General features: G+C 54.9%; 26 protein-coding genes and 2 pseudogenes. 16 read left to right on the forward strand and 12 right to left on the reverse strand.

Going from position 1 to position 26,877, the window contains the following annotated elements:
- The first annotated feature begins 272 nt into the window (after positions 1 to 272).
- The 3 genes from AK821_RS00175 (at position 273) to AK821_RS00185 (ending at position 3,757) form a co-directional block, all read left to right on the forward strand.
- Positions 273 to 533: a DUF2790 domain-containing protein gene (locus AK821_RS00175; protein WP_008084846.1), complete on the forward strand. Its 261-nt coding sequence runs from the start codon at positions 273 to 275 to the stop codon at positions 531 to 533.
- 565 nt (positions 534 to 1,098) lie between these two features.
- Positions 1,099 to 2,349, forward strand: a complete 1,251-nt coding sequence (locus AK821_RS00180; protein WP_064387588.1) for a ribonucleotide-diphosphate reductase subunit beta — start codon at positions 1,099 to 1,101, stop codon at positions 2,347 to 2,349.
- A 199-nt stretch (positions 2,350 to 2,548) separates the two neighbouring features.
- Complete coding sequence (locus tag AK821_RS00185; protein WP_064387589.1) at positions 2,549 to 3,757, forward strand: type II restriction endonuclease; 1,209 nt, start codon at positions 2,549 to 2,551, stop codon at positions 3,755 to 3,757.
- A gap of 19 nt (positions 3,758 to 3,776) precedes the next feature.
- On the opposite strand, the gene AK821_RS00190 is transcribed toward AK821_RS00185, so the two are convergent.
- The 6 genes from AK821_RS00190 to dcm form a co-directional block, all read right to left on the reverse strand.
- Entirely contained in the window at positions 3,777 to 4,637 is an 861-nt protein-coding gene (locus tag AK821_RS00190) for an HNH endonuclease (protein ID WP_064387590.1), read from the reverse strand.
- Positions 4,627 to 6,243, reverse strand: coding sequence for an ATP-binding protein (locus AK821_RS00195; RefSeq protein ID WP_064387619.1), 1,617 nt, complete (start codon positions 6,241 to 6,243; stop codon positions 4,627 to 4,629). Before AK821_RS00195 ends, AK821_RS00190 begins: the two co-directional genes overlap by 11 nt.
- A gap of 12 nt (positions 6,244 to 6,255) precedes the next feature.
- A complete protein-coding gene (locus AK821_RS00200; protein WP_064387591.1) occupies positions 6,256 to 6,669 on the reverse strand; it encodes an EcoRII N-terminal effector-binding domain-containing protein in 414 nt (137 codons plus the stop codon).
- A gap of 3 nt (positions 6,670 to 6,672) precedes the next feature.
- The gene (locus AK821_RS00205; RefSeq protein ID WP_236708288.1) at positions 6,673 to 8,604 is read right to left on the reverse strand and encodes a DEAD/DEAH box helicase; all 1,932 of its coding nucleotides are present in this window, start codon (positions 8,602 to 8,604) and stop codon (positions 6,673 to 6,675) included.
- Positions 8,605 to 8,869: 265 nt separating this feature from the next.
- Positions 8,870 to 9,304 carry a very short patch repair endonuclease gene (locus AK821_RS00210; RefSeq protein ID WP_442965565.1) on the reverse strand — a complete coding sequence of 145 codons (435 nt, stop codon included), beginning with the start codon at positions 9,302 to 9,304 and terminating at the stop codon, positions 8,870 to 8,872.
- A gap of 192 nt (positions 9,305 to 9,496) precedes the next feature.
- Positions 9,497 to 10,933, reverse strand: coding sequence for a DNA (cytosine-5-)-methyltransferase (gene dcm, locus AK821_RS00215; protein ID WP_064387593.1), 1,437 nt, complete (start codon positions 10,931 to 10,933; stop codon positions 9,497 to 9,499).
- Between the two features lie 573 nt (positions 10,934 to 11,506).
- On the opposite strand from dcm, the gene AK821_RS00220 reads away from it, so the two are divergent.
- Complete coding sequence (locus AK821_RS00220) at positions 11,507 to 12,016, forward strand: BRO-N domain-containing protein (RefSeq protein ID WP_064387594.1); 510 nt, start codon at positions 11,507 to 11,509, stop codon at positions 12,014 to 12,016.
- A gap of 274 nt (positions 12,017 to 12,290) precedes the next feature.
- Positions 12,291 to 13,277, forward strand: coding sequence for a hypothetical protein (locus tag AK821_RS00225; RefSeq protein WP_064387595.1), 987 nt, complete (start codon positions 12,291 to 12,293; stop codon positions 13,275 to 13,277).
- Between the two features lie 3 nt (positions 13,278 to 13,280).
- Here the strand turns inward: AK821_RS00225 and AK821_RS00230 are convergent, their stop codons facing one another.
- From AK821_RS00230 to AK821_RS00240, 3 genes are all read right to left on the reverse strand, one after another.
- Complete coding sequence (locus AK821_RS00230; protein WP_064387596.1) at positions 13,281 to 14,471, reverse strand: hypothetical protein; 1,191 nt, start codon at positions 14,469 to 14,471, stop codon at positions 13,281 to 13,283.
- A gap of 85 nt (positions 14,472 to 14,556) precedes the next feature.
- Positions 14,557 to 15,276 (reverse strand): DUF6933 domain-containing protein, encoded by a 720-nt coding sequence (locus tag AK821_RS00235; protein WP_064387597.1) that lies wholly within the window; start codon positions 15,274 to 15,276, stop codon positions 14,557 to 14,559.
- Between the two features lie 77 nt (positions 15,277 to 15,353).
- Complete coding sequence (locus AK821_RS00240; RefSeq protein WP_064387598.1) at positions 15,354 to 16,169, reverse strand: sulfite exporter TauE/SafE family protein; 816 nt, start codon at positions 16,167 to 16,169, stop codon at positions 15,354 to 15,356.
- A 112-nt stretch (positions 16,170 to 16,281) separates the two neighbouring features.
- Between AK821_RS00240 and AK821_RS00245 the strand changes: the two genes are divergently transcribed.
- The 3 genes from AK821_RS00245 (at position 16,282) to AK821_RS00255 (ending at position 17,752) form a co-directional block, all read left to right on the forward strand.
- On the forward strand, positions 16,282 to 17,049 hold the full coding sequence (locus AK821_RS00245; RefSeq protein WP_064387599.1) for an AraC family transcriptional regulator: 768 nt from the start codon (positions 16,282 to 16,284) through the stop codon (positions 17,047 to 17,049).
- A 93-nt stretch (positions 17,050 to 17,142) separates the two neighbouring features.
- A complete protein-coding gene (locus AK821_RS00250) occupies positions 17,143 to 17,460 on the forward strand; it encodes a hypothetical protein (RefSeq protein ID WP_064387600.1) in 318 nt (105 codons plus the stop codon).
- 10 nt (positions 17,461 to 17,470) lie between these two features.
- A complete protein-coding gene (locus AK821_RS00255) occupies positions 17,471 to 17,752 on the forward strand; it encodes a helix-turn-helix domain-containing protein (protein ID WP_064387601.1) in 282 nt (93 codons plus the stop codon).
- Positions 17,753 to 17,773: 21 nt separating this feature from the next.
- Here AK821_RS00255 and AK821_RS00260 read toward each other — a convergent pair whose 3' ends face one another.
- Positions 17,774 to 18,829, reverse strand: a complete 1,056-nt coding sequence (locus tag AK821_RS00260; RefSeq protein ID WP_064387602.1) for an MBL fold metallo-hydrolase — start codon at positions 18,827 to 18,829, stop codon at positions 17,774 to 17,776.
- A gap of 216 nt (positions 18,830 to 19,045) precedes the next feature.
- Here AK821_RS00260 and AK821_RS00265 point away from each other — a divergent pair, with 216 nt between their 5' ends.
- The 5 genes and pseudogenes from AK821_RS00265 to AK821_RS00280 all read left to right on the forward strand — a co-directional run bounded on the left by AK821_RS00265 (position 19,046) and on the right by AK821_RS00280 (position 23,109).
- Positions 19,046 to 19,654 carry a TetR/AcrR family transcriptional regulator gene (locus AK821_RS00265; protein WP_064387603.1) on the forward strand — a complete coding sequence of 203 codons (609 nt, stop codon included), beginning with the start codon at positions 19,046 to 19,048 and terminating at the stop codon, positions 19,652 to 19,654.
- A 156-nt stretch (positions 19,655 to 19,810) separates the two neighbouring features.
- Entirely contained in the window at positions 19,811 to 20,878 is a 1,068-nt protein-coding gene (locus tag AK821_RS00270; RefSeq protein ID WP_064387621.1) for a diguanylate cyclase, read from the forward strand.
- 280 nt (positions 20,879 to 21,158) lie between these two features.
- Positions 21,159 to 21,842 (forward strand): annotated as a pseudogene (locus tag AK821_RS31220) (PAS domain-containing protein); the annotation flags it as partial.
- Positions 21,843 to 21,950: 108 nt separating this feature from the next.
- Positions 21,951 to 22,388, forward strand: a pseudogene (locus tag AK821_RS31225) (methyl-accepting chemotaxis protein); the annotation flags it as partial.
- A gap of 187 nt (positions 22,389 to 22,575) precedes the next feature.
- Complete coding sequence (locus AK821_RS00280) at positions 22,576 to 23,109, forward strand: DUF1003 domain-containing protein (protein WP_064387605.1); 534 nt, start codon at positions 22,576 to 22,578, stop codon at positions 23,107 to 23,109.
- Here AK821_RS00280 and AK821_RS00285 read toward each other — a convergent pair whose 3' ends face one another.
- Positions 23,110 to 24,051, reverse strand: a complete 942-nt coding sequence (locus AK821_RS00285; RefSeq protein WP_082355397.1) for a LysR family transcriptional regulator — start codon at positions 24,049 to 24,051, stop codon at positions 23,110 to 23,112.
- 15 nt (positions 24,052 to 24,066) lie between these two features.
- On the opposite strand from AK821_RS00285, the gene AK821_RS00290 reads away from it, so the two are divergent.
- Positions 24,067 to 24,771: a CTP synthase C-terminal region-related (seleno)protein gene (locus AK821_RS00290; RefSeq protein WP_064387607.1), complete on the forward strand. Its 705-nt coding sequence runs from the start codon at positions 24,067 to 24,069 to the stop codon at positions 24,769 to 24,771.
- Entirely contained in the window at positions 24,771 to 25,076 is a 306-nt protein-coding gene (locus tag AK821_RS00295) for an antibiotic biosynthesis monooxygenase family protein (RefSeq protein WP_064387608.1), read from the forward strand. Before AK821_RS00290 ends, AK821_RS00295 begins: the two co-directional genes overlap by 1 nt.
- Positions 25,077 to 25,201: 125 nt before the next feature.
- Here AK821_RS00295 and AK821_RS00300 read toward each other — a convergent pair whose 3' ends face one another.
- Positions 25,202 to 25,528, reverse strand: a complete 327-nt coding sequence (locus AK821_RS00300; protein WP_064387609.1) for a DUF2025 family protein — start codon at positions 25,526 to 25,528, stop codon at positions 25,202 to 25,204.
- A gap of 221 nt (positions 25,529 to 25,749) precedes the next feature.
- Here AK821_RS00300 and AK821_RS00305 point away from each other — a divergent pair, with 221 nt between their 5' ends.
- Positions 25,750 to 26,877, forward strand: coding sequence for a glycerophosphodiester phosphodiesterase (locus AK821_RS00305; protein WP_064387610.1), 1,128 nt, complete (start codon positions 25,750 to 25,752; stop codon positions 26,875 to 26,877).

Here is a 26,877-nt window from a genome sequence, read left to right on the forward strand (position 1 = left end):
GCAAATCACCCGCCCAGCAATCCAGTCACCACCCCATCTCAAGCGATTGTTACCAAATCTGCCAAAGGTGTTTATCAAAACCCGCTCTGTTTACCCCCGCCCCTTCTCCCTAAAATTCACCTCGCCAACAAGGCAAACGCGATTAACAACGTTACAGCCCCCACGAAGGCCGTTAATCCAGCTCTCAAGTAACAACCGCAAACGATGAAGTTACACACGCAACCCCATAAAGGTTGCGTGACCCCACTCGACCTCAAAAAGGTAAATTTGAAATGAAAGCTTTATTGGTTCTGGCCCTCAGCAGTCTGTGCGCAACCGCCATGGCAGATGAGGTCCCGACTGATGTCGCACAGCAACAACCGGTGATCGAGGAATACACTTACTCCACCCATCTGGACATCGCCAACGTTGTATCGATGAGTGAAATTCCGAACGTCTGCGAAGTAGTACCGGCAAAAATGGAGTACGACGACTCCAAAGGCCAGCGCCACATCCTGCGCTACAGCGTCATGGGCAACGGCTGCACCAATTGATGATTGCAGACTGCACCGAATTGGATCTCTCAGCGCTTCATTGAGGGTCGATTCCAGCCCGGCTTCGGTCGGGCTCAGTTGTGTCTGGAGTCGGTCAAAAGGGTTGTAAAACACAAGATATAGTGAAAAACGCAGTTTTTTGCTCATTTCTTGAGCAACCAAAGCCTGACGAAAAAATTAATCAAAAAAAATTCTCAGACGCCAACATCGGCGAAAGCCCTGTAAACCCTCGCTCCGACTCAAATCGCCCTCCCGCTCGACCGCCCTGCGCGCTTTCGCCCTCCCCCACGAGCACAATTTTTTCCCTATAATGCCGCCCTAATCGGGTCAGCAATATTCCCTTACAGGGATCAAAAGCCATTCTGAAGCCCCGCAGCAGTGTCCAACACTGATTGCGCCCGTCAGAGGCTCTCGGAAACCCGTACAAAATTCTGTTTGATGCCTGCGTTTAGCTGCTGCAAAGAACGATTCCTTTAGATCCAACGCGGTCTGTACGACCGTGTGAAAAACCAACCAATCAGGTTTCACACGGGGCGACAGGCCCTCACGCAGGAGACGACACGTCATGCTGAGCTGGGACGAATTCGACAAAGAAGACAGTGAAGTAGCAACCGTGAAAGGCGCCAACGCCGGCCACGCTACTGAAGCCAACATGGACCGCCTCGACAACGCCGGCGGCGCCGCAGCGCTGGAAGCCCGCGCCGTGACCGCCGACGACTCCGCCGCTGTCGCCCGCGCCAAGGCTGCACTGAACTCCCTCGACGTCGCCGAAGGCCTCGCCGAACTCGAAGGCGCCTCCGCCCGTGTCGCCGTTGACGAAAAGCGCATGATCAACTGCCGCGCCGACCTCAACCAACTCGTGCCATTCAAGTACGACTGGGCCTGGCAGAAATATCTGGACGGTTGCGCAAACCACTGGATGCCGCAAGAAGTCAACATGACCGCCGACATCGCCCTCTGGAGAAACCCGGAAGGCCTGACCGATGACGAGCGCCGCATCGTCATGCGCAACCTCGGCTTCTTCTCCACCGCCGACTCCCTGGTTGCCAACAACCTGGTCCTGGCCGTGTACCGCCTGATCACCAACCCGGAATGCCGCCAGTACATCCTGCGCCAGGCTTTCGAAGAAGCGATCCACACCCACGCCTACCAGTACTGCATCGAATCGCTGGCCATGGATGAAGGCGAGATCTTCAACATGTACCACGAGATCCCATCGGTCGCCAAAAAGGCAGCCTGGGGCCTGAAGTACACCCGTTCGATCTCCGATCCGAAGTTCGAAACCGGTACCCCGGACACCGACAAAGAACTGCTGCGCAACCTGATCGCCTACTACTGCGTTCTGGAAGGCATCTTCTTCTACTGCGGCTTCACCCAAATCCTCTCCATGGGCCGCCGCAACAAAATGACCGGCGTCGCCGAGCAGTTCCAATACATCCTGCGCGACGAATCCATGCACCTGAACTTCGGCATCGACGTGATCAACCAGATCAAAATCGAAAACCCACACCTGTGGGATGCCGAAATGAAGGAAGAAGCGACCCAGATGATCCTGCAGGGTACGCAGCTGGAGATCGAATACGCGCGTGACACCATGCCTCGCGGCGTACTGGGCATGAACGCGGCGATGATGGAGGACTACCTGAAGTTCATCGCTAACCGTCGTTTGTCGCAGATTGGTTTGAAAGAAGAGTATCCAGGGACGACTAACCCGTTCCCTTGGATGAGCGAGATTATGGACTTGAAGAAAGAGAAGAATTTCTTTGAGACTCGGGTTATTGAATATCAGACTGGTGGGGCGTTGAGCTGGGATTGATTCCAAAACAAGCCACGATTTGACAGCCGCGAGCTGAATCGAAAACTGAAAGCCTTGGCTACGGCCGAGGCTTTTTTATACAAGATTGAAAAGTTGCCAGAGATATATCTAGGCCAAGCTGAAAGGTAGGCTATACGCCTGTTGTAGAACAGATCGTAGATTGGCTATCCTCGCCGGCTTTGGGCGGTGAGACACAAGCATGGAAAGCCTCCGGCAACATTTTACCGGCGTAGCCTACAAGTACCTGTCTGGGGTAGATACCAGTGCATCTGGCACCTCGAATCAACACGAAATCGGTTCCAACCAGCTCATTAATATTTTGGGCAATCCGGATATGACCATCGCTCGCTTCGATGGCGAGTTTCTCTACCTCGATGATGATTCTAGTGAGCCTCTTCGTGCCTCAGGTCGGCTAAGCTGGTACGACCCCCGCCGCAAAACAAAACGAAAAGGGGAAGAATATCGCCTCTACTATCCTAACAATGCCGTCACTTCACGAATGTTAGAAGGTGATTTCTGCATTTTCGCTAAGCAGCCGAGCAATACGGTATGGGTAATTATTGCTCCAAAAGGCTCTACTGCTGAACGCCAGTTACGCTGGTTGTTCGATATTGATGCCATGCCAAGCGACGATGAACTCAGAGTCCAGCAAGTGGATATCGATAGAGCTGTATCTATGGCCGAGGCGATGATTCTTGAATCGCTAGGTCTTGAAGTCCGCCTCGATGACGAGACTTGGCTGAACAAACTCATCAAGAAATTTGGGTTGGTTTTTCCAAAAACTGCAATATTTAGCAGCTTTGCGCGAAGGACTTGCAAGCCAAAAATTGATCCTTTTATTGACCCAGATGGTGCTCTAATCGCTTGGATGGAGCATGAAGAAGTCCTGTTTCGTACACTTGAGCGGGAGATTGTCCAGAAACAGCTAGATGCTGGCTTCGAGAGTGTTGACCACTTCATTGACTTCTCGCTAAGTGTGCAGAACCGTCGAAAGTCCAGGGTAGGTTATGCACTCGAGCACCACCTAGCGGCAGTTTTTGAAGCTCACCAACTTACATTTGAGAGGCAAGTAGTTACAGAAAACCGCTCCAAAGCCGACTTCCTTTTCCCGGGCAAAGCCCAATATCACGATAGCTTTTATCCTGAGGCGAAATTAATAATGCTAGCATCGAAATCCAGCTGTAAAGATCGCTGGCGGCAGGTATTAGCAGAGGCCGTTCGAGTCAAGCGCAAACATCTACTCACCCTAGAACCGGCAATCAGCACGCATCAAACCAATGAAATGGAGAACTACAATCTCCAACTTGTGGTTCCCAAAAAAGTGATGCCCACATACACAGCAAATCAGCAGGAATGGCTGATGGATATCGGCAGCTATATTTCTTTTGTCCGAGCAAGCAAAAATTAACTCGCTAGACATCCATAGTTCAATTGCCTTTATTACGTTGCTCCAGTATTTCTTGGAGTTCAACGACAGTAAATGGCGGGGAACGTCGGTGCACAGCCGAATGACAATTCGGGCAAAGTGGTATGAGGTCGGTCTTGGGGTTAACAATGTACCGGGGACCGATTTTTGATACCGGTGTAACATGATGGACCTCAATTAAACCTGCCGCGGTGGGCCCGTAACGTGCGCCCATCTCGAGATAACACACTTTGCAGGCATACCCATGAATGGCAATCGCAGCCGCGCGATTGCGACGGTCGCGCTCATAGCGATTGACCTCAATTTGCGTCTTCGCCCCTTCTGGCAGCCCAATTACTTCCAGCGATTTGTCCGCAGCCTCTTCAGGCTCTAAAGGAAGAAGGGCAACAATTGCGGCAGCCAAGCGGGACGTCCAATGCTCAATCTTGCGCATGTCAGTTTCGGCATCCCCCCCATTGATGGCCAGCATCCCTTTACCGATCACCAACCCAAGGCTTCTCCACTGATATTCCCATATCGTTTCGTCCTCAGGATCACGAGCAGTACCATTTATCGTAAGGAGAACTTCCGCCCCTGCATCACAGCAGGTAGCAAGTATGGCTAGAAAGGTGTGACGGCAACTTTCATCAGCAGAACTCATTGCATTTATAAGGTCTACAGCGAAGTTACCAGGCCGAAAATACACATCTACTCGGCGCCAACCTACGATAGTTCGAATTGTAAATGTCTGACTAACAGGATGCCCTGCCGGCAGTAATTCAAACCAGCGACAGCCATCACCGTCTTGTCCTTCCGTACCAGTGAGCGAAAGTCCTATTTCTGCTGATACCCGCTCCGCGAGCGAGCGCGAATCAAGCGTCATTATCACCCTTCTCCATATCAGGTTCAGGTAGTGTCTCTACTAACTTCTCCAGAATACGCGAAACTTCATAGCGCATATCCTTAAGCATCGTTGCCGTACTGTCCTGCAATGTAGACAGCTCCGCTACAGCTAGCGCCCACATTAAAGAGTCGAGCCCCTGCATCGTAACGCTGCGATTTAGGTTTGGAACATAGACCTTATGATAATAAGGATGACTCGTGTTGATTTGTACGGCCTTATGCTGATCGATTAGTGCAGGCTGGAACAGAAGACCATTGTTGATTCCATCCACCGGTTGTACGAAGACTTCGCCAGGTCGTTTGGCAGAAGTGATCACAAGTTTCAGCCGAGTTGTGCCATACCTATTTTCTATTACAGCTTCGCCGGTAGTGAGGTCGGCAACTTTGACCTGCGGACCGCCTGCTGCGGCCTCTCGGTTCCGAATATTGTTGTTGGAGGTGTCGTGCGCACCTTCTCCCTTTTTTGAGATCGTTTTCTGCTGGCCCTCACGGGAGCGACGATTTGCTTCCCGACGAGGCGCGGGAAGGAATTGCGTTTGTAGCCAAACTGCGAGGTCCTCATTCAAGATAATCTGCGATTTCTTGATATCGAGGTGGAAGGCATCATCCAGTCGATGATCGAATGAGAACTCGACGCGTAGTAAAGTCGAGTGCGGCTCCTTCTGGTAAAGCCCCAACCAGTCAGCATCATGAATAAGTCGGTTTTCACGATAGATATAGATGCCCTGTCGATCGTTAGATAGCTGTGCAGCTGTTGCGAGCTTGTCATTCGGAAACTCCTCTCGGCGCGGCAGAATGAAAGCACGAACGGTGAAGGAGGCAATGTTCCCGTCCGGTAATACCGTTTCTATCGATTCTTCGGCAAGCAGCTCAGAGAGACTTCGTTGAAATGGGTCCCAATGTGGGATCGGCTTACCGTTAAGTTCTATGACGACACTCGGAGCGCGATCGTCGTTGACGTCCAAGAATCGCTGATAAACCATCGCCAAATGCTGCCGTAAAGAATCTTCCTTCGACTGTAGTGCTTTGCGGGCGTGTTTTCCTGAAGGGTCTGCGTAATCTTTTATCAGGCGATCCACGTTCTCCCAAAGGACCACAGTCCCAGCATGATCTGGAGCTATAGAATTCAACATTTCCAGCGCCTCTTGGTCGCAAGTATCGCTGAGAAGCAGCGACCACTTATTGACCTTGGCAACATGATATAAATCCCACGTTGCCATCATAGCTGGAGTCGTCCCGTCTGGCCGCGAGATGACAGATAGACGCTTGCAGAAAGCTGTCGATGCGGTCTTGAGTCCAAGGCCATACTTGCCGAGACTAGCTCTGCTGGGCCGGGCCTTCGAGCCATACTGCATGGCATTCAGCAAGCCTTGGCGGTCCATTCCGTCACCATTATCCACAATCAGCAAGCGGATATTTCCCTTCATATCGGCCGCTAGCCAAAGCTGAACCACCGACGCATTAGCTGCGATCGAATTGTCCACAATATCGGCAACCGCAGTGTTTAATTCATAACCTGTGTCCCGAAGGCCAACTATGACTCGCTCTGGATCAGGTGGCAGTTCGATTTCTTCAATATTGCTCATCATTTCCCTTCCTCAGAGCTGGACTACGCGCCAGCCGGTGCCGAGCAGCAAGACTTTGCCCGTACCCTTCGCCTTGTGCTTGCGATTATAAGAAACTCGATAACGATCACTTTCGTACGACAAAATTAGCTCGTCACCGGCGACGAGGCCTGCCTCCCGTATGTATTTCGTCATTCTAGTAAGTCTGTACTCATTACGAGTACCATCAAAGTTGGAGTTATTGTAGTAAATAAAGGCAAACTCCCAATATTCGCCACTGGAATCAAGAAAATTAATATGGACGCGCGGGTTATACTCGGCGTTATTGAGTACTGGGAAAAATGAAAGCAGAAAGGGCTCCTTGGGAACAAGAATTCCAGCTTGATGGCCTCCGGTCTCTCCGGTGTCGTTAGCGCTCAGCACCTTCACAATCCGTTTCTCTTCCATAAACTAGCGTCCTTTCCGATTTGATGGCGAGCGACTTAGGGCAGCCACGATATCGCCGTAGTCATCCTCCTTGCCCTCAACGCCAATAACCGCGGCGCCTGAAATTTCCCTTTTTCTCCTCAGACGATCATCCACGACGTCCTCGACGGTATCCGCCATCAGCAAACGATGCACAGTGACTGGCAATTTTTGTCCGCGCCGATATGCGCGAGCCGAAGCCTGATCCTCCATGGCTGGATTCCACTCTGGATTGTAATGAATGACGTGATTCGCGGCCGTGATGTTGAGGCCTGCCCCTCCTGCTTTCGGATTAAGCACAAGGGCGGCCCCTCCAATGACTAAACTAAATTTGTCGATTAAGGGTTGACGATCATTGATCGCAAGGCGTCCATCAATGACTCCGGCTAAGGTTCCATACCGCGTTTCGATATGCCGCGCAATTAAGTCCGCCATTGCTGTGAAAGATGTAAAGATGATGACTTTTTCGCCCTTCTCGAAGATTTCTTCCACAAGTTCATCTAATCGACGAAATTTAGAGAAAGACATTGGATCGTCCAAGCTGTTGGTAACATCCATCAGGCTTGGATGTGCGCAAAAACGCCTAAGTGAAGTCAATGCGACCAGCGTTGCAGCAGTACCATATTCGACATTAATGCGTTCACGTTCTGCGTCATATGCAACCGCTTCATGTGTATCCAGTTCCAGGACTTGAGGAATATCGATACGTGGTGGTAGGTCTTGGGCTACATCTGCAACGCGACGCCGCAACATTAACGGTGACACTAACGGTTCTAGCTGCGCCGCACTGTCAACATTGTCCGTAAACTGCGCCTCAAAAGTTTTCACATCTCCGAGCTGTCCCGGAAGTACGAAATCCATGATAGACCAGATATCGAGCAACCTATTCTCAACAGGGGTACCGGTCACCGCCAATCCTGCATCCCGCTTAAGACGCTTCACCGCAAGCGTGCGTTGAGCATTCGGGTTCCGGATAAACTGAGCCTCATCAAGGATAACGACCCGCCAGCGGATCATATTGAAAAGACTATTATCACCAATCGTGTTGTCATACGACGTGATTACTACGTCATAGCGCTGCAACTCAGCGGGACGACCCGTACGTTGCGGGCCATGATGCTTGAGCACTTTTAGATGTGGAGCAAACTTGTCAATCTCGCGTCGCCAGTTTTCAAGAATCGAACCGGGAGCAATGATCAACGCAGGCCGGAGCGGCGCTCCTCCTGAATCACTCAGGGCACTGATAATTTGCAGCGTTTTTCCTAGCCCCATTTCATCAGCCAGCAGCCCACCTAAACCCTCCGCCAAGAGGAACTTTAGCCACCGCCAGCCTGCCAGCTGATAGTCATAGAGTTTCGCTTTCACACCAACCGGGAGATCGTCCGATATCGGAGAAAAGACAAGGGGTGAAATTGGCCGTTCCGCCATGTGGTCCTCAACAGGACCACCATCTGCTGCCACCTTGCGGACAGCGAGGAATGCTTTGAGCGAATGTGCCGCACCAACAGTAATACCTGTGCTGCGCAGCAACTCTAAAACTTCAGTGCTGGTTACCGGTTCAATCGGATACCAGATGCCATCAACAATGGTATGACCACGCTCCAAATCTTTCGGTACAAGCTCTAGGGTCGCCCCCCGACTGGACGCAGAAATTGAATAGTACGGAACTCCATCCTTGTTTCCCTGGATCACCAAGGACGGTGTCAGCGGATAACGCGATACCCCAAGGCCATCGACACTAGTGGCAATCCAAGCCTCAGCGGGCAGGTGTTCGACTAATGCACTATAAATCTCCCCCGCCGATGGAACACGCTTTCTCCCGGAGGGATCGACCAACCAAAGCTCCGCACCTAGAATTTCCCAAGTAACCAGAGCCATAACCTCCGTGTCATCCATATCGTGGGTGCTCGCCAACATTTTGATATTCGACTTTGAATATCTATAGCATGCAGGTTGAGTTTTTTCGAATCATCTCTACTAATGGCTTGGCGCCATCCCAATTTGCGCAGTCCCTTCCGCCACACAGTTCATTGCGATCGATGTGTTCACTTCTGGAGATCTAGCTGTCGAAAAACGACCGATCACGCCGCTGATTTAGCTGCGGCGCCGAAAGCGCAGCCTCGCTAGGTCAGGAGTGCTCCCTGCTTTTGACAGATACAAAAGGGGGGGAAACCTTCAAAAATCACAAATGCGTTACCAAACATACGTTTTCGTCAATCTCTGAAAGCTCATTACCGTCAACTAGCCAAGCAATAATAAGATCAAACAAAATCGGCGACTTCTCTCTCTTTATTGACCTCACCGCGCACTCCCAAACGATAAGTACTCTCCAGCCTTGCTCCATCAAAGAGTTTATTTGTAACTGATCTCTCACCTGATTTTTCCTGATTTTATCCAACCAGAAATCAGCTCTCGTTTTTGGAATTTTAAAATATCGGCAAGTATGACCATGCCAGAAGCAGCCGTGCACAAAGACTACCGCCTTATACTTTTTCAATACCAGATCGGGTTTACCCGGAAGCGAGGCAACATGTAAACGGAAACGGAAGCCGCGCGCATGCAGCGCTTGGCGGATGGTAATTTCCGGCTTGGTATTTCGCCCCTGAATGCCAGACATCATCCTAGATCGTGTTGCGACATCCACGACGTCAACCAAAAGACCACCCCTCTATGCGGGTTAGCTCGCCCCCGCGATCACCCAAAGAAATGCGCAAAGGATGAAATCGTTAACTGCAACTTATCAGAGGGTCTAATCGTAGATCCTCGAATGAACACGCGCTGAATCCTACCGTTGAACTCTTCCATCCATCTACTCAGGAAGAGAGAACTCCAGTTGCGGACGTTCCGTATCATTTGTTTTTTCTTTTGCTGCCAAAATTCTGTCTCTCATCAACCGCGCCACGGCCTCGAAAACCGGCACCGCAACTGAGTTTCCAAACTGCCGATAAGCTTGAGTATCAGATACAGGTATCACGAAATTGCTCTCACCCGGCTTGTCAAAACCCATAAGACGTGAGCATTCATGGGGAGTAAGCCTACGCGGCCGATTGATCTGATTAAGTTCACTGTTGAAATCCAGGCTTTCCACAAAACCGCGGTCAACCAATATTTCCGAGCCGTCCTTGTGGTATCTCGCCGAGAGTGTACGAGCAACATCGTTTGGACGAGTCAGGCCAAAACCAAAACCGTTGCCCTTCTCACGATGCTTGGCAGCGTATCGGTAGAGGTAGTCCCAAAGCTTCGGAGTAAGGATGTACTTTTCGTCCACTTCCTTATCAAGCAGATCACCGAAGCTAGGTCGCTGCTTCGGTATGTACTTGCTAATGTCGCGCAGAGTGAACCCTTGGTGAACATTGAGATCACGACGAAAGCCGACCAGCACGATTCGCTCACGATGCTGCGGCACAAAGTGTTTGGCATCAATGACCTTGGGATCTGACCCCTTTGGCGCATTTACATCTGCAACCTCGTAGCCCAGTTCATCCAACGCTTCGCAGATGATCCGGAACGTATTGCCCTTGTCATGACTTTTCAGGTTTTTCACGTTTTCAAGCAAAAAAGCTGCCGGGCGTTTTGCGGCGATAATCCGCGCCACATCGAAAAACAGAGTGCCTTGGGTCTCGCACTCGAAACCGTGCTTACGCCCTAGGGAGTTCTTCTTGGAAACACCTGCAAGCGAAAACGGCTGGCATGGAAAGCCTGCCAACAGAACATCGTGATCAGGAATTTCACGATCAATATTCTTGTAGGCTTCCCCGTCACTGATTTCGGGTTTGTCAGAAAGCGTGACCGAGCGGATATCGAGATTGAAGCGATGACGAGCAGGATCGCAGTAGTGGTTCGCCTTGTACGTTTTAACGGCGTACTTGTTCCATTCGGATGTGAACAAGCACTCGCCACCGATGGCTTCAAACCCTTTCCTGATGCCGCCAATGCCGGCAAAGAGATCAATAAAGGTGAATGAAGGTTTGTGGTTCAAGCGCTTGGGTAGCAGATCCTTGAGACGAGTGAACTCAATATGGGAGAGCTTCGGCGAGGCCTTTCCCTTGATCCAGCGATTGATGGTTTCGCGGCACCAGTGGCTCGGGCTTACGTCGTTGAGAATTTCGGCCAGTTGCCCTTGGTCGTAGATCTCCAAGAGCTTGTGCAGCAGCGCCAGGTCAGTCACGGGATGAGTATCAGGCTCGTACGAACCCGAGGTTGTTTCGCTCAAGGATTCAAAAGACGGTGTTTCAAAAAGATTCATGAGCCCGAAATTCCTCTGGGTCAAAGCTGTGACGAATGGTCACCATTCTAGCCCGCAAAACTTCAAAGTAAATGAAATTTCCTGGATTCCGTGAGATGAGTCATGGCTACACGGATGTGGGAGCTGCGGGATTCGATGGCGATCAAGCACTGGATATAAACACAGCATAATTTACTCCGCATCTTTGTCCAGGTTTCCTTTCACCTCAGGGCCAGTAGGAAAAGTCGCTGGTTGACGACCATCCCTGATGCCCCTACCCTCAGCTCCGAGCCTAAGAAACTCTACAAACCAGAGCGGTCCTCCGCACCCGACAGTCATGCGGCTTTTTTTCGTCTGCGGTTTCTCTACGTCTGCGAAAAATCCCGTTATGTCGGGAGTGGGCGAATACAAGACCCGAAAGGGGAATATGTCCGGCCCGTCTCTGGTGGGTTTCTTAGCTCCCGACACCCTAACGAATGCCCTAAGAAAGCAGCCAGAGGTAAATGGAAATGCCTGGATATCAAACCTTCATGATGAAGGTGAATCGTTGTACCCGCCGTTCGAATCCCGTGCCTCTTGGTCAGGAGGCATGCCATGTCTGAACCACTTCTTCCTACTCGTTTCGTCCGCAACAAAACCCATTTGCACGCCCTTCTGGTTGAGAACCAAGCGTGGTTCTGTGTCCATGAGCTGGGCCGGTTGATGGGCAAACATCTTGATGAGCGCCAATTGCGTAAACTCGACGCTGATCAGCAGCAGATGATGCGCGTGGAGACCTATGGCGAAGCGGAGGACCACATGATGGTGAGTGAGTCCGGCGTGTATGCGCTGCTGATTTATCACTACTGTCCTGAGCATCGGCAGCTTCGCGAGTGGCTGACTCATCAGGTTGTGCCCGCCCTGCGTGATGCTCGCCCGGCGCGCTCGGTTGAGCGTCCGACGTTGAGTGTTCTGAGCTGGCCGCAAATGTCGCTTAGTACGTTGCACTGGCAGGACGAGCCGTGGATTCGATTGCGGGATATGCCTTGTTTGTTGGCGGAGGATCCGTTCAATCGGCAGGAATCCTGGTGGCGTAGGGCTTCGCGATTGTTGCGTGGTTGCTGAGGGTTTCAAGATCCGCTGCTTGAGGTTCAAGCAGCGGATTTTTTGTGCCTCATAATGCTTGGGGCTGCTTCGCAACCCAACGGGTGCAAGCTCCCTCTCTACATGGTGAAGCGTGACCTGCAATGGCGGTGTGAGTATTGAAAACTGATTGATGCCGAGAATCCCCAGCAGTCTTGCTCCCACAGGTTTTGCATCATCCTGAAAACAATCAGTGCAACCCGCGCCACCTCCCGCTATTAATACCCCTCCCCCACTCAAGGACCCGAGCCCCACCATGAAATTCGATCTCGCCTACTGCCTCAGCCTCGACGACAAGTTGTCGATCTATGATGTTCGCGATCTCAATTTCGATGAGACGGTGGCGTTTGACTCTGCGAAGGAACGCTTCCAGTGCCCCAACGATGCCTGTCGTTCGGCGTTCGAGGCTTCCAATGAGTTGGGTACGTTCAACGCCAAGAATGTGAATTACGTGCGCACGCCGCACTTCAAGAATCTGCCCACTACACAGCATGTGGCGGGTTGTCCGTATGTGAGTTTGAAGGCTTCGGCATCTGGCGTTGAGACGGCGGATGGCGCGGTGGATGACGGGCGTGAGGAACACTTCCCATCGGAGTTGTTACTGACCCGGCGTGAGTATTTGCGCAAGCCTGTCGCGCCAACGGGGGCGGCGGATGTGTTGCGCGATGATCCGGTGCGGGCGGCGGCGGAGAGTGGTAAAGAGTCGGCGGGTCGTGAGTCGGCGCCGGACAAGACCAGTGTGTTTGCGCATCCGGTGGAGTGTTTTGTTTCCAACTTCGCGGACAAGGAGTTGCTCAAGCGAATGCCGTTGAAGGTCGGCGAGCATTCGGCGCCGTACAGTTCGTTCTTCAAGAAGATTGAGTATCTGACGGACAACAAGGGGCTGATTTACTGGGGGCGGATCAAGAAGATCGAGGACTTCCACAGTGCCAGTTTTCGTATCGATTTCGAGGACAAGGTCTGGTTCAAGAAGCCCGAGGACAGCAAGAAAAAGCCGTATCCGGTCAGTGTTTATCTCAACAAGAAGCTGATTGACAACTACCGCAAGCGCAAGGCGTTTCTGGAGGAGATCAAGCACGCGGTCGATAGCGACAAGGCGTTGTTCTGTTTCTTCTATGGGGTGACGCCGGAGTTGAAGCAGGTGCCCGGCAAGAAAAACCCCGAAAAGCCTTTCGAGGTTTTTAATGCCAATATCGAGAACCTGGATCACTTCATTATTCGTGAAGCGCCGGGTTTGGAGTAATGATTAGCTTTGGGGCAGTTGCAGTTTGACGGCGCCGGGGTGTTGTTTGACGAGTGAGTACGGCAGGATCGACCAGTCGGGTCTATCGCAGGAGCGTTGTACGCGAGCGAAGTAGGCGCCGAGGTACAAGCCCTTCTCGGTGAAGTACCAAGGTGAAGTGCCCCAGATGCTCTCATCCTGGAAGTTGCAGTCGTCATCTCCCGTCGGTGTTTTCATTTCTGTGGGGTACAGGGAGGCGAATTGCTTGATCACCCAAGGTACCAACTCTTTGCTTTCATACTGATAACGCGCGTCACTTTCGGCCTTGCTAAGAGGTTTGTCGCCCAGGCTGTCGCGCTCAGCATGCAAAATCGGCGTGCCCTTACCTACCCAAAAGACATCTTCGAGTGACAATGGGTGGCCGGTTTTTACATCAATGTTGAGGGGTGAATCGCGAAAATCAGGATGCGCGCCGCCACAGTAATAACTGGTCGAGATGTTCAGGCTGACCACGGCAGGCGAGATCATTTTCGGCTCTGCCTGCTGCATGAATTCGACGTTTTCGCCGCCCTGCAACTGGCAGCTGTGGTAACTGATGACTTCATTCCAGAGGCGTCCGAGTAACTGCTGGTTAACCCGTTGCTGATCATCTTTCGATAATCCAGACTCCACGCTGAACAGCGAAATCTTTGTCTCAGGCTCCGTCCACCATTGCAGGTCGTAGCCCATGAAGTTTTCTTTCTTCGCCGGTTTGAGCTTGAGTCCCTGCAGGCGCAAATACTCGTAAGGCTCGCCGTATGGCAGTGCGGCAATGAAAGGTAAAGTTGCTGAGGTGGGCGCGGGAAGTCTGGCCTCGGTGAGTTTCACTGGCAACTTCTTGCCCTGCGGACTTTGCCATTCGCCCTGCCAGCCGCTGCCGGTTTCTTCCAGCTTCAAGGTTGGCAGCGGCTTGTCGTCACCGTAGCGGTTATTGCCTTCGACGAGGTTCAACGTGCTGTCTTGTAGCGAGCCGCTGAGGGCTAGGTCACGGTGATATTTCTCGTAGAAATAGCGGCCGGTGACTTCGTCCTGCTGTGTGGTGTCGAGTTCAACAACAATCGCCGTCTTGCCCAATGTGCCGGTAAATACGCGACGGCCATCTTCGGCATGGGCAGTGGAAATCAGTGTGAACAGCGCCGCGGCATATGGCGCCAGGCGCATCAGTCCCTTGAGCATGAATCAATCCTTGAAGGAGTCGGAGAACGCGTCGGCACATAGGCGCCGGCGCTAAAAATACGCTGCGGATTATGGCCGGCGCCGCTTAACTATTCGAGTTTTCTTGCTCGTACTTTTTAAGCCAGGCTTCGTGCTCCAGCGCCGCAATTTCCCGAGCCATTTGTTGGCGACGTTCCTTGGCAGCATGAAGCTGGACGTCATCAAGAAAGCAGTAATGACGCAGCCAGTGAAGCGCCATTTCCTCATCCGGAAAGTAGTAAGACTTGGCGCCCTTGCTGTTCCTGGGCGTGTCATTCATTTGCTCGTCGAATACCATCGCAGTAACTTCATCCGGTGGCAAAGTCCCCGTATGGGCGACCTTGTCCTGGAAATTCCATGCAATCTCATCAATGTGTTTTTGCGCGCTGCGATGGCTACGTCGATAGAACCGTTGATGCTCACAAGTTTGTTTCAGCCGCGCCAACATCAACTCAGGGTTAAGCCACTGCCCGAGGCCATGATGATGGGCGTTGATCACTATCCCCTTGACCCAACGATCCACGAATCGATCAACAAAGTCTTCTGTGTCAGCCTTTTTCGCATCAGCGAAAATCAGGCAATAGCGGGTTTTTATGTGAATGGCCAGCAGCACGTGCTTGCGTTGTACCGTTATCGCGTGCACCAGCCACTGCTCGTCAGCGCCGCTCAGCTCATCATCTTCAATGATTGCGGACGGCGGTTTAGCATCCACCGGCGTGATCTTTTTGCCCTTGTGAACACGGCTGAAGAATTTGCTGGCGGCTTCGGTGCAATTGAAGATCAACATCCGGGTTCTCTGGTAGTTGCTGGAGGACGGCGCTCAGTTACCGATTTTGATTTCTTCCGCTGTAGCCTGGCAATGGTTCATTTGAGCGAAATGCACAGCAGCACAGTAATCAGCAACCCGATATAGACCCAGGCATGCACCCGATCCGGGATTCGTCCAATCCATGGCGCGGCCAATCGAATCCCGATGAGCGAGCCAACCGTCAGCACCGCAAACGCCAGCAGATCCACATACCCGACAAACCACGCGCCCAAGTCAGCCTGACTGAACCCGGCCAGCGCCATGTACGTCAGCGTCCCAGCCACTGCCACCGGCACACTCAACGGATTGGCCATGGACGTCGCTTGCGACATGCTCAAGCCACAACGGCGCAACAGCGGCACGGTCATGACGCTGCCTCCTACACCGAGAAACGTCGCGATGGCGCCGATGCCTACACCGCCTGCGGAAATTTCCGTAGCGCCAAGTCGGCGTGGGATGACGTCTGAGTTTTGCGTGAGAAAGCCGCGTCGCAGCAGGCAGTCGACGATGGTCACGCCGAGGTAGCCGATGAATGCGTAGCGAATCACGTCGCCGCTGACCCACACCGCCGCCATTGCACCCGCGATTGCACCCAAGCCGATAAACCCACCCAACGGCCATAGGTAATGACGGATCAGGTTGCCGGCGCGGCGGCGTTTGTCGGTGGCGATCAGGGCGTTGACGATCATCACGCAGGTCGAAGTGGCGACGGCGATGTGCATTGCCGATTGGCCGATCGGGTCATCGGCGCCGTGGCTGGCGGTCAGCAGGCGATACAGCAGCGGCACGACGACAAAACCGCCGCCGAAGCCGAACAGCACGGCGGTAATGCCGGTCAGGCAACCGAAGAGGGTCAGCAGTAAATAGAACATATCGAGATGTCCGTGTAGGGAGAGCGCTCGACGATAGAGCGGCAGCGCTTGGCCTGCTTCAGCAAGTCAGCCAATAATGTTTGCGTTTACGCCAACCACTGGGAAACGCCTGATGCGCAATGTTTCGATCAATCTGCTGGATGACACCCCGCGTGCGGTGGTAGCGATCGGTACGGATTATTCCCACGGTCACTTGCTGCCTTTTCACACGCATCGGCGGGCGCAGTTGTTGTACGGCGCGACCGGGGTGATGCAGGTCAGCACCCATGACGGCAATTGGGTGGTGCCGCCGCAGCGCGCGGTATGGATTCCGCCGGGGGTGGCGCACGAGGTGTTGATGCTTGGGGTCAGCACGCGCAGCTTGTACATCGAACCCGGTGCAGTGGATTTGGGGGAGCGCTGCCAGGTGATCAGTGTGTCGCCGCTGATGCGGCATTTGCTGATGGAGGCGGTGGAGTTACCGCTGACCTATGACTTGGGCGGACGCGACGGCGTGTTGATCGATCTGTTGCTGCATGAACTGACGCGCAGTGCGCCGCTGCCGTTGCACATCCCGCTACCAACCGACGGAAAGCTCCTGTCTCTGTGTCAGAACTTTCTGCATCAGCCGTACGCCCACCAAGCGCCACAGCAGTGGGCTGACCAATTACACATAAGCTTGCGCACCTTCAACAGACTGTTTCGCCAACAAACCGGGTTGAGTTTCAGCCAATGGCGTCAGCAGGCTTGCGTGGTTCTGGCGCTGCCACGCTTGGCCTCGGGTCAAGCCGTGACACGCATCGCGCTGGACTTCGGTTATGAAAGCCCGGCGGCGTTCTCGACGATGTTCCGGCGGATCCTCGGGCAGGCACCGTCCGTCTGGTTGCAGGCGTCGAACTAGGGCAAATCGAAAATTGCGTTTGATCCCGGTCGAAAACAACTGTACAAAAACACAGTACATTTTCAATCAGCACTCTTGAGCCCGGAGTACACCATGGCCTCTCTTGCGATGAACCACATCCTCGAACGCATTGCCCTTTTCCAGTTCACCCCGACGCACTGCGTCCAGGCCCGAGCGATGCTGGGCTGGAGCGTGGAACAGCTATCGCGGGAGGCTGAGGTTTCGGTTGAAGACATTCATCGGTTTGAAGCACAGCAGGATGTCGCGGATGCAGCGCGACTGGCCCTCGCTTACCGGTTCGAGGCGCAGGGGCTGGTGTTCTTTCCCGGGTTTGCGCCGGGGCGTAGTGCGAGTGTTCAGGGCGTGTCGTCGGAAGCGATGGGGCGTGGGGATTTTGCGATGGCTGAGTAAGGATAAAAACATGAGCGAGATCGAAGAAAGCACAGGCAATGTTTATCAAGATTTAGAGCTTGAGCATGCAGGCGAGATGCTGCTCAAGTCCGAGTACGCGACCAAATTGATCTCGCTCATCGAGTCCACCGACATAAGCGAATCTGAAGCCGCACAAAGACTGGGAATACCTCTGGAGAACCTGCAGCAATTACTTCGTGGAAAATTTCGAGAAGTGTCGGTTACTACTATGGCTGATTACAGCCGTAAGATTTCAGGGCTTGTTTCTGGAGCAACCGGTTCGCCCCCTTAGGCGCGAACCGTCTTCATCTGATCAGGCGTTCTGCACCACACCCTCACTCTCCCCTTCAACCGCCAACCACCACGCCTCCCCGCGTTGCGGTTGAGCGATGTTAAACGCCTCACCCATTTGCGGCGTGGTAATGGAAATACTGCGTTCCCACGCCAGTGCCAGAATCCGGTCAAATGGTTCGTGCCACGCGTGCATCGCCAGGTCGAAGGTGCCGTTGTGGATCGGGAAGAGCCAGCGGCCTTTGAGGTCGATGTGCGCTTGCAGGGTTTCTTCGGGCTGCATGTGTACGTGCGGCCATTCGACGTTGTAGGCGCCGGTTTCCATCAGGGTCAGGTCGAACGGGCCGTACTGTTCGCCGATGCGTTTGAAGCCGTCGAAATAACCGCTGTCGCCGCTGAAGAAGATTCGGGTGTCGCCGTCGATCATCACCCAGGACGCCCACAGGGAGCTGTTGCCATCGAACAGGCCACGGCCGGAAAAGTGCTGAGACGGTGTGGCGACGAAACGGATGCCGGCAATCTCGGCGCCCTGCCACCAATCGTACTGGCGGACCTTGCTGGCATCGATGCCCCATTTGACCAGGGTGTCGCCAACGCCCAGCGGGGTCAGGAAGTAAGTGGTCTTGGCCGCGAGTTTGAGCACCGCCGCGTAATCGAGGTGGTCGTAGTGGTTGTGCGACAGAATCACCGCTTCGATCGGCGGCAACTGATCGATGCTGATCGGTGGCTGGTGGAAACGTTTCGGCCCGGCCCATTGCACTGGCGAGGCGCGCTCGGCGAAGACCGGGTCGGTGATGAAGAATTTGTCGCGCAGTTTCAGCAACAAGGTCGAGTGACCGAGTCGATAGACGCTGTGATTGGGCGCTGCCAGCAGTTCTTCCCGGGTCAATGCCTGCACCGGAATAGGCGCGGCGGGCCGGGTGTTGCGCGGTTTGTGGAAAATCATGTTCCACATGATCCGCAGCATCTTGCGCAGGCCTTCGCGTTGCACAGGTGCGTGGTTGCGAAACAGCCCCTGATTCTGCCGCGAGGCTTCAGGCGTGGATGTGTTATCCGGGATCGAAACTGGATTGGCCATGACTGAATGACTCCAGAAAAACCGCGCAATTCACGGTTTTTCCACGATGGGACGATAAATGGCCAAAGCTGCACGCATAGGCCGAACTGTCTGGTTTTTAGATTGCGAGGATTAACGCAACATTACACTGACCGGTGTAGTTTCTAGGTTGCATCAAAGCGGATGACAAGTAAACTGCCAAGTGTAATTTCATCTTTTCTCTGCCGAAGCGTACTTATGACAGCTCCACAGCGCCTCACCGACCGTAAACGCGAAGCCATTATCCAGGCGGCGATTGCCGAATTCCGTGCCCACGGATTCGAGATCACCAGCATGGACAAAATTGCCGCTACCGCCGGTGTATCCAAGCGCACGGTGTATAACCATTTCCCCAGCAAAGAAGAGCTGTTCGCCGAAATTCTCAACCAGTTATGGACACGGATCAGCGCCGAGCAAACGGTCCTCTATAACCGCGATCAGCCACTGAGCGAGCAGTTACGGCAAATGCTCCAGGCCAAAGTGCAACTGATGGCCGACGAGAACTTTCTAACCCTGGCACGAGTGGCGATTGCCGCCACCATCCATTCGCCGGAGCGCGCGCAGAACATGGTCGAGCGCATGGGCGAGCGCGAGGAAGGTCTGACCGTATGGATTCGTGCCGCACAGGCCGATGGCCGCTTGAAACCGGTCGATCCGGAGTTTGCCGCGCACCAGTTGCAAGGGCTGCTGAAGACTTTTGGCTTCTGGCCGCAAATGTCGATGGGCCGCGCCGCGCTCGATGACGACATGCAGCACACCGTCGCCGAATCGGCGCTGGAGATGTTTTTGGCGCGTTATCAGCTCTAACTCGCCCTTCTCCTGCACCCCTCCTCGATTAAATGGCTCGGAAGGACACTGATTATTCGCGTTGGAATAAATGACAATGTCCGACAATCGACCGACGGACGGTCTGCCTGAAAAAATACTGCAAAGTATTTCAGGATGAATTTCACGCAGGGCATCATGGAAAACCAACGCGGCAAAGGCTTGTCATTCGCCCGGCGCATTTACCTTCCCCGGGCTATCGGTCTGGGGATCGGTTTTTTCAGCGTCGGGGCTGCGTTGTATCCGCTGAACATGCCCGGCTGGGTTTGGGCGCTGTTGTTGTTCAACGGGTTCGCCTGGCCACATCTGGCTTATCAGATTTCTACTCGCTCGGCGTTCCCGTATCAGGCTGAACGCCGCAACCTGGTGTATGACTCGCTGTGCGGTGGATTCTGGGCGGCATGTTTTCAGTTCAGTCCGCTGACCACCGTGACCATCCTGTCGATGATGACCATGAACAATGTCGCCGCCGGTGGCTATCGGTTGTTCGTGTTCGGCGCCCTCGCCCAACTCGCCGGCGTATTGCTGGGCTGGATGATCTTTGGTGTCCAATTCAGCCTGACGATGACACAGGAGCAAGTCTGGGCCTGCCTGCCGATGCTCACCTTGTATCCGCTGGCGCTGGGCATGGTCTGTTATCGCCTGGCGATCAAACTCTCCCAACACAAACGCGCACTGAGCGCCCTCAGCCGTACCGACAGCCTCACCGGCCTGCTCAACCACGGCGCCTGGAAAGACCTGCTGCACCTGAAATTTCAGCAGTGCCGCCAACACAACAGCCAAGCCACCCTGGCGTTGATCGACATTGATCACTTCAAGGCAATCAACGACAGCTTCGGGCACATCGTCGGCGATGCAGTGCTGTGGCAATTGAGTCATGACCTCAAACGCCTGCTCGATCAGCACCAGTTGGCCGGGCGCTACGGCGGTGACGAGTTCTGTGTGATCCTGCCGACACTGCCGCTGAACAAGGCTGAAGCGCTGATGGAGCAATTGCGCCAGGCATTGCAGCAATATCGTCATCCGCAGGTGCCAGACTTGCGAGTGGGTCTGAGTATCGGTCTGGCGCGGTATCAGCTCTTGTACAAGGATGCCCTCGACTGGCTGGACGATGCCGACAAAGCGCTGTACACCGCCAAACATAAGGGCCGCAACACTATCAACGTAGCCTTGAGCCGTACCGAGACGGACAACGCCGGCGCTTAAAAAGTTATACAAAATTACAAATAATTACTTTCTTGTACAACTTTATGAAGTTTTGTATAAGTAGCCATCTGCCAGCTAAGGAATACTGGCATTGAGCAGTCATTTCCGAATGCCGTCCGCGCATTCGGGCTGCCGGCGCGGAAATAGGGACTGAAACCTCGATCCTCCCCACTTCCTGAGTACTGCGAACATGTTCTTCAATCGCCATAAGTCCGTCATCGACGATCTTCAGCGCACCCTCACCGAACAAGCGGGCCTGCTCGATGCGATCAATCGCTCGATGGCGGTGATCGAGTTCGACCTCGATGGCGTGGTGCTGCGCGCCAATGAAAACTTTCTCAAGACCATGGGTTACACCGCCGAACAAGCGATCGGCCAACCGCATCGGCGCTTTTGCACACCAGAGTTCGGCCGTAGTGCTCAGTACACTGATTTGTGGTCTCGCCTGAAAAACGGCCAGTTTCAGTCCGGTACGTTTGAACGGGTCGACGGCAAGGGTCAGCCGATCTGGCTGGAAGCCAGTTACAACCCGATCAAGGATGCCTCGGGCCGTGTGGTGAAAGTGGTCAAGTACGCCATGGACGTGACCGCCAAGGTGCAGCAGGAAAGTGAGGCCAACGCCAAGTTGCAGGCGATTGACCGGGCAATGGCGGTCATCGAATTCAACCTCGACGGCAGTATTCTCACGGCCAATCAGAATTTTCTGACGCGCATGGGTTACACCCTCGCCGAGCTGAAAGGCAAACATCACCGTTTGTTCTGCACCCCGGCACTGGTCAACAGCAGTGCTTATGAGGATTTCTGGCGGCGCTTGAACCAGGGAGAGCTTTTCCAGGGTCAGTTCGAACGCGTGGATAAACGCGGGCAAACGGTGTGGCTCGAAGCCAACTACAACCCGGTATACGACGCTGCCGGACGCTTGTGCAAAGTGGTGAAATTCGCCTCCGACGTGACCGCCCGCGTCGAGCAACACGAGCAGGACGCACGCAGTGCCAGCGCCGCTTATCACATCTCGGTGGCCACGCGAAAAGTCGCCGAGCAAGGTACGCAGGTGATCCAGCAAGCCGCCAGCGAAATGCGCGAAATCGCCGAGGACATTGCCGAATCGTCGACGTTGATTGCGCAACTGGGTGAGCGCTCCGAGCAGATCACCGCCATCGTCAACACCATCCGCGCGATTGCCGACCAGACCAATCTGCTGGCGCTTAACGCTGCGATTGAAGCCGCGCGCGCCGGTGAACAAGGTCGCGGATTTGCCGTGGTCGCCGACGAGGTGCGATTGCTCGCGGGGCGTACCAGCGGCTCGACGGCGGAAATTTCCAGCATGATCAGCCTGATCCAGAACGAGACCCGCCAGGCCATCAAGAGCATGGAGGGCACCCGGGGTCGCGCGGCTGAAGGCGTCGAATTGGCGAATCAGGCGGGGACGGTGATTCTGCAGATTCGCGATGGCGCCAGTGAGGCGGTGGATGCGGTGAGTATGTTTGCCAATGAGCGGGCGCCGGGTTAAGCCTTGTGCAAAGCAGTTAGACCGCGTCGTCGCCTTCGCGAGCAGGCTCGCTCCCACAGGGGTTAGGTTGATCACAATGTTTGTGAACACCCCGAATACCTGTGGGAGCGAGCTTGCTCGCGAAGGGGCCGGTCGCCATAACGCAGGGCTATAGTGACCACACGCCCCACGCCCTGCCGAGTGCACCATGACCACTGAAAAACCCGCAACACCGGAATCCGCTCCCGTCGATCACCTGCGCTTCCACCGCCCCCACGCCCACCTCAACACCACCTTCGGCAACGACACCTTCGCCCTGCGCGCCGAGGCGTTTGCGCGGTTCTTCGGCACGCCAATGTTTCTCGGCGCGCAGACGTTGATCGTGTTGTTGTGGGTCAGTCTGAACGTGTTTGGCGTAACCACCTTCGACGTCTACCCGTTCATCCTGTTGAACCTCGCCTTCAGCCTGCAATCGGCCTACGCCGCGCCGCTGATTTTGCTCGCACAAACCCGTCAGGCCGCCCGCGACAAGGCGCAAGCCGATGCCGACGCGCAACACCGTGAAGCGTTGGCACAGGCCAATACCGAGCGTCTGGCCCAAGCGGCGAAGAACACCGCGCAACTGCTTGAACTGCTGGAGCAGAACACCCGCCTCACCGAGATGACCAAAAACCTCACTGAACGTATCGCCAGCCTGACCAGCGAGCTGCACGATCACATGCGCCAGAACCCGCAGCGCTGATCACGATAAACGCAGCGCCCGCCCCAACTCATCGAACAGTGTCACCACCGAGCGCAACGCCCGGCAATCCGGGCGCGTCAGCAGCCACAGCGCGGTGTCGTAACCGTGCAGCGGTTCGCTTAATGCCTGCAAACCGTCGGTGATCAGAAAGTCCGGTAACGCCGCCACGCCGAGGCCTGCGCGAACCAGTTCGGTGACCGACAGCATGCTGTTGCAGCGATAGCCCGGAGTCACACCGGGCAGGTGTTGCCGACGCCAGGCGATGGTTGGGTGGTCGGGGAGAAAGTCGTCCGGGGCGATCCAGGTCGGCGCGGCCAGATCCGCCGCATCGACGTTCTGCAGATAACGCGAACTGGCGCAGACCCGGTAGGAAATCTTCGCGAGTTGCCGTCCGACCAGATGCTCGGGCGGTGTACGCGTCAGGCGCAGGGCGATGTCAGCATCGCGGCGACTGAGGTTGGCGAAATCGTTGGAGGTGCTCAGTTCGATAGTCAGCGCTGGGTATTGGGGCATGAACTGCGCCAGCGCCGGCAGCAGCAAACTCTGCAACACCGAATCGGTACAGGTCAGACGCACCGTGCCGCTGACCACTTCACCGCCCTGCTCCACGCCGATCCGCGCCGCCTCCAATGCCTGTTCAGCGCGTTCGGCTTGCTCGGCCAGCGTCTGCGCGAGGGTTGTCGGCAGATACCCGGCGCGGCTTTTTTCGAACAGTTGCTGGCCGAGTGCAGCTTCGAGACGGCGCACGGCACGAAACACCGTCGACACATCGACTTTCAACAACTGCGAAGCCCGAGCCAGAGAGCCGCCACGCACCAAGGCAAGAATCAGGGCCAGGTCGGGGTAGTCGAGTTGATAGTGCGCGGCTGCATTGATCACTTGGGGAAACGCCCATATTGAGTGCGTGAACGCCAATCTATAGTGAGTGCCATCAATCAACAAGCGCAGGGAACCCCCATGGAAAACAGCGCCATCCGTATCGCCCTGATCGGCGATTACGACCCGCAGGTCACCGCACACCAAGCCATTCCCGTCGCCCTCGGGCTGGTCGCCGAACACCTCAACCGCAACGTGCAATTCGAATGGTTGCCCACCGAGCAGATCCACGCCGATACGCCGCTCGAGCGGTTCGACGGTTTCTGGTGCGTACCCGCCAGCCCTTACAAGAGTGAAGCCGGCGCATTGCGCGCGATCCGTTTTGCCCGCGAACAGCAGCGCCCTTTCCTCGGCACCTGCGGCGGTTTTCAGCATGCGGTGCTGGAATTTTCCCGCAACGTGCTGGGCTGGGTGGATGCGGTACACGGTGAAACATCGCCCGACTCTGAACGCGCGGTACTCACGCCGTTGACGTGTTCGCTGGTCGAAGTGGTGGACAGCATTTACCTGGTGCCCGGTTCGTTGATCGCCAAGGCGTACGAAACGTCGCAAATTCGTGAAGGTTATCGCTGCCGCTTCGGTGTGAATCCGCTGTTCGAACAGCAACTGCTGAGCGATCGGCTACACGCTGTCGGTCATGATTCGTCAGGGGATTTACGCGCGATTGAACTCAAGGATCACCGGTTCTTTGTCGCCACGCTATTTCAACCGGAACGTGCGGCGCTTAAAGGGTTGATGCCGCCGCTGGTGCGCGCGTTTGTTGAAGCTTGTGGGGAGTCACGTTGATGACTGATTGCTTTGCGGTGATTTTTACTTCGACCCGAACCGAAGGTGACAACGGCTATGCCGAGGCGGCCGAGCGCATGGCTGCGTTGGTCAGTGAGCAGCCGGGGTTTCTTGGGGTGGAGTCGGTTCGAGGGGCCGATGGCGTCGGGATTACGGTGTCGTATTGGGACAGCGAAGCGGCGATTCTGGCGTGGCGGCGAAATCCTGAGCATCAGCTGATTCAAGCGCGTGGGCGTTCGCAATGGTATTCGGCGTTTCATACGCGAGTGTGTCGGGTTGAGCGTGAGTATCGGTTCGGGCAATAAAATGGCGGCGCATTGACGGCCGCTTTCGCGAGCAGGCTCGCTCCCACAGGGGATTTGTGAACACCACGGTTCCCATGTGGGAGCGAGCCTGCTCGCGAAGAGGCCCTCACCCTCACAGCATAACTTCAGCCACGCACCAGACTGCGCAACGCGACAATCTCCGGCACTTCAACCTTGCTCATATAAACGCGCAACGGCTCGGTGATGTTGATCCGGTCATCGATATGCTGATCCAGCAACAACTGAATCAAGTCGCGTTTAAGCGTCATGGTCTGCGCCGTCGCCGGCACCCAGACGAATTCATTCACAGGAATAATGCCGTCATCGGCCACGTCCATGCCAAACGAATCTTCGCTGAAACGCACGATGTACTGACCGGTCTTGCGATTGAGGCCGACAAAACCCTTGAGGTCGTCGGCTGCCTGGCAGATGAGTTGGGAGGTGATGCGCATGGTAAACCTCACGAAAAATGATCGATGGTTTACACGCAGGGCAACGGAGCGGCGCGCCCTCTGCCGGAGCGTCTGCCGTGGGCAAGCGTACTGCAAACCGCGCCACAAAAGTGCAGGAAAAATCGCTTTTAATACGTTTATGTCGGTCCTGCGATAGCACGCAATCGATTCAGTTGTTAAAAGGTACGTCTTTGAAAATGCCCTGCGAAAGGAACTCGAACATGCCCGCCACTTTCACCAAAAGCGCTCTGGTCCTGAGCCTGCTGCTCGGCCTCGGTCAGGCGCACGCCGCGACTCAGACGGACCCCGACGCAGTCGCTGCAACGCACGGTATTCCGCACCCAGCGGTGATCGCCCACCGTGGCGCTTCCTTCGATGCACCGGAATCTACCGCTGCGTCCTACCGACTGGCCCGGGATCTGGGCGCCGATTATCTGGAAATGGATTTGCAGCGCAGCAAGGACGGCGTGCTCTTCGCCCTGCATGACGACAACCTGCAACGCACCACCGACGTCGCCACCAAGTTCCCTGAGCGCAAGGACAGCCCGGCCACGGCCTTCACCATGGCCGAACTGAAAACCCTCGACGCCGGCAGTTGGTTCAACACCAAATACCCGGACCGCGCCCGCCCGTCCTACGCTGGGCTGAAAATTCTCACCCTCGATGAAATCATCGACATCGCCCAGGCCAATCCACAACACAAGCCGGGCCTGTACATCGAGACCAAAGAGCCGCAACTGTTCCCGGGCATCGAACATGACCTGAAAGAAAAACTGCAGGATCGCGGCTGGCTGAGTCCGGCCGGTTCGAAACTGGCGAAAAGCGCGCTGGGCGTGGGTCAGGGCAAAGGCAAGGTGATCCTGCAGACCTTCGAGAAAAACAGCCTCGAACTGCTGCAAAAGGAAATGCCGCAAGTGCCGAAGATCCTGTTGCTGTGGGTGGGCGCCGGCAGCATCGAGCCGAAATCCAAGGTGACCTTTGCCGAGTCCGGCGAGAAGGACAAAAACGTTTTCTACGGCAAGCAGGAGCCGAAGTCCGAAGCTGAGTTCAAGCAATGGGTGGATTACGCCAAGGCCCAGGGTGCAATCGGCACCGGCCCTTCGGCGAAGCTGACCAAGGGCGGTGACCAGAGCTATTCGGATCTGGTGCAACCGTGGATGAACAAATACACCCATGATCAGGGCATGCTGGTGCACGTCTACACCGTCGACGAGCCAGTGGACTTCGAGAAAGTCATGGCCGCAGGCGTTGACGGTATCTTCACCAACCGCGCCAGCGAGCTGTTGAAGTTCTATAAACGCCCGGCATCGGCCAGTGTTGATCAGGTGTTGAAGAACAACGGTTTCTGA

The organism is Pseudomonas sp. RIT-PI-r, from assembly GCF_001297015.1.
Classification (GTDB): Bacteria; Pseudomonadota; Gammaproteobacteria; order Pseudomonadales; family Pseudomonadaceae; genus Aquipseudomonas.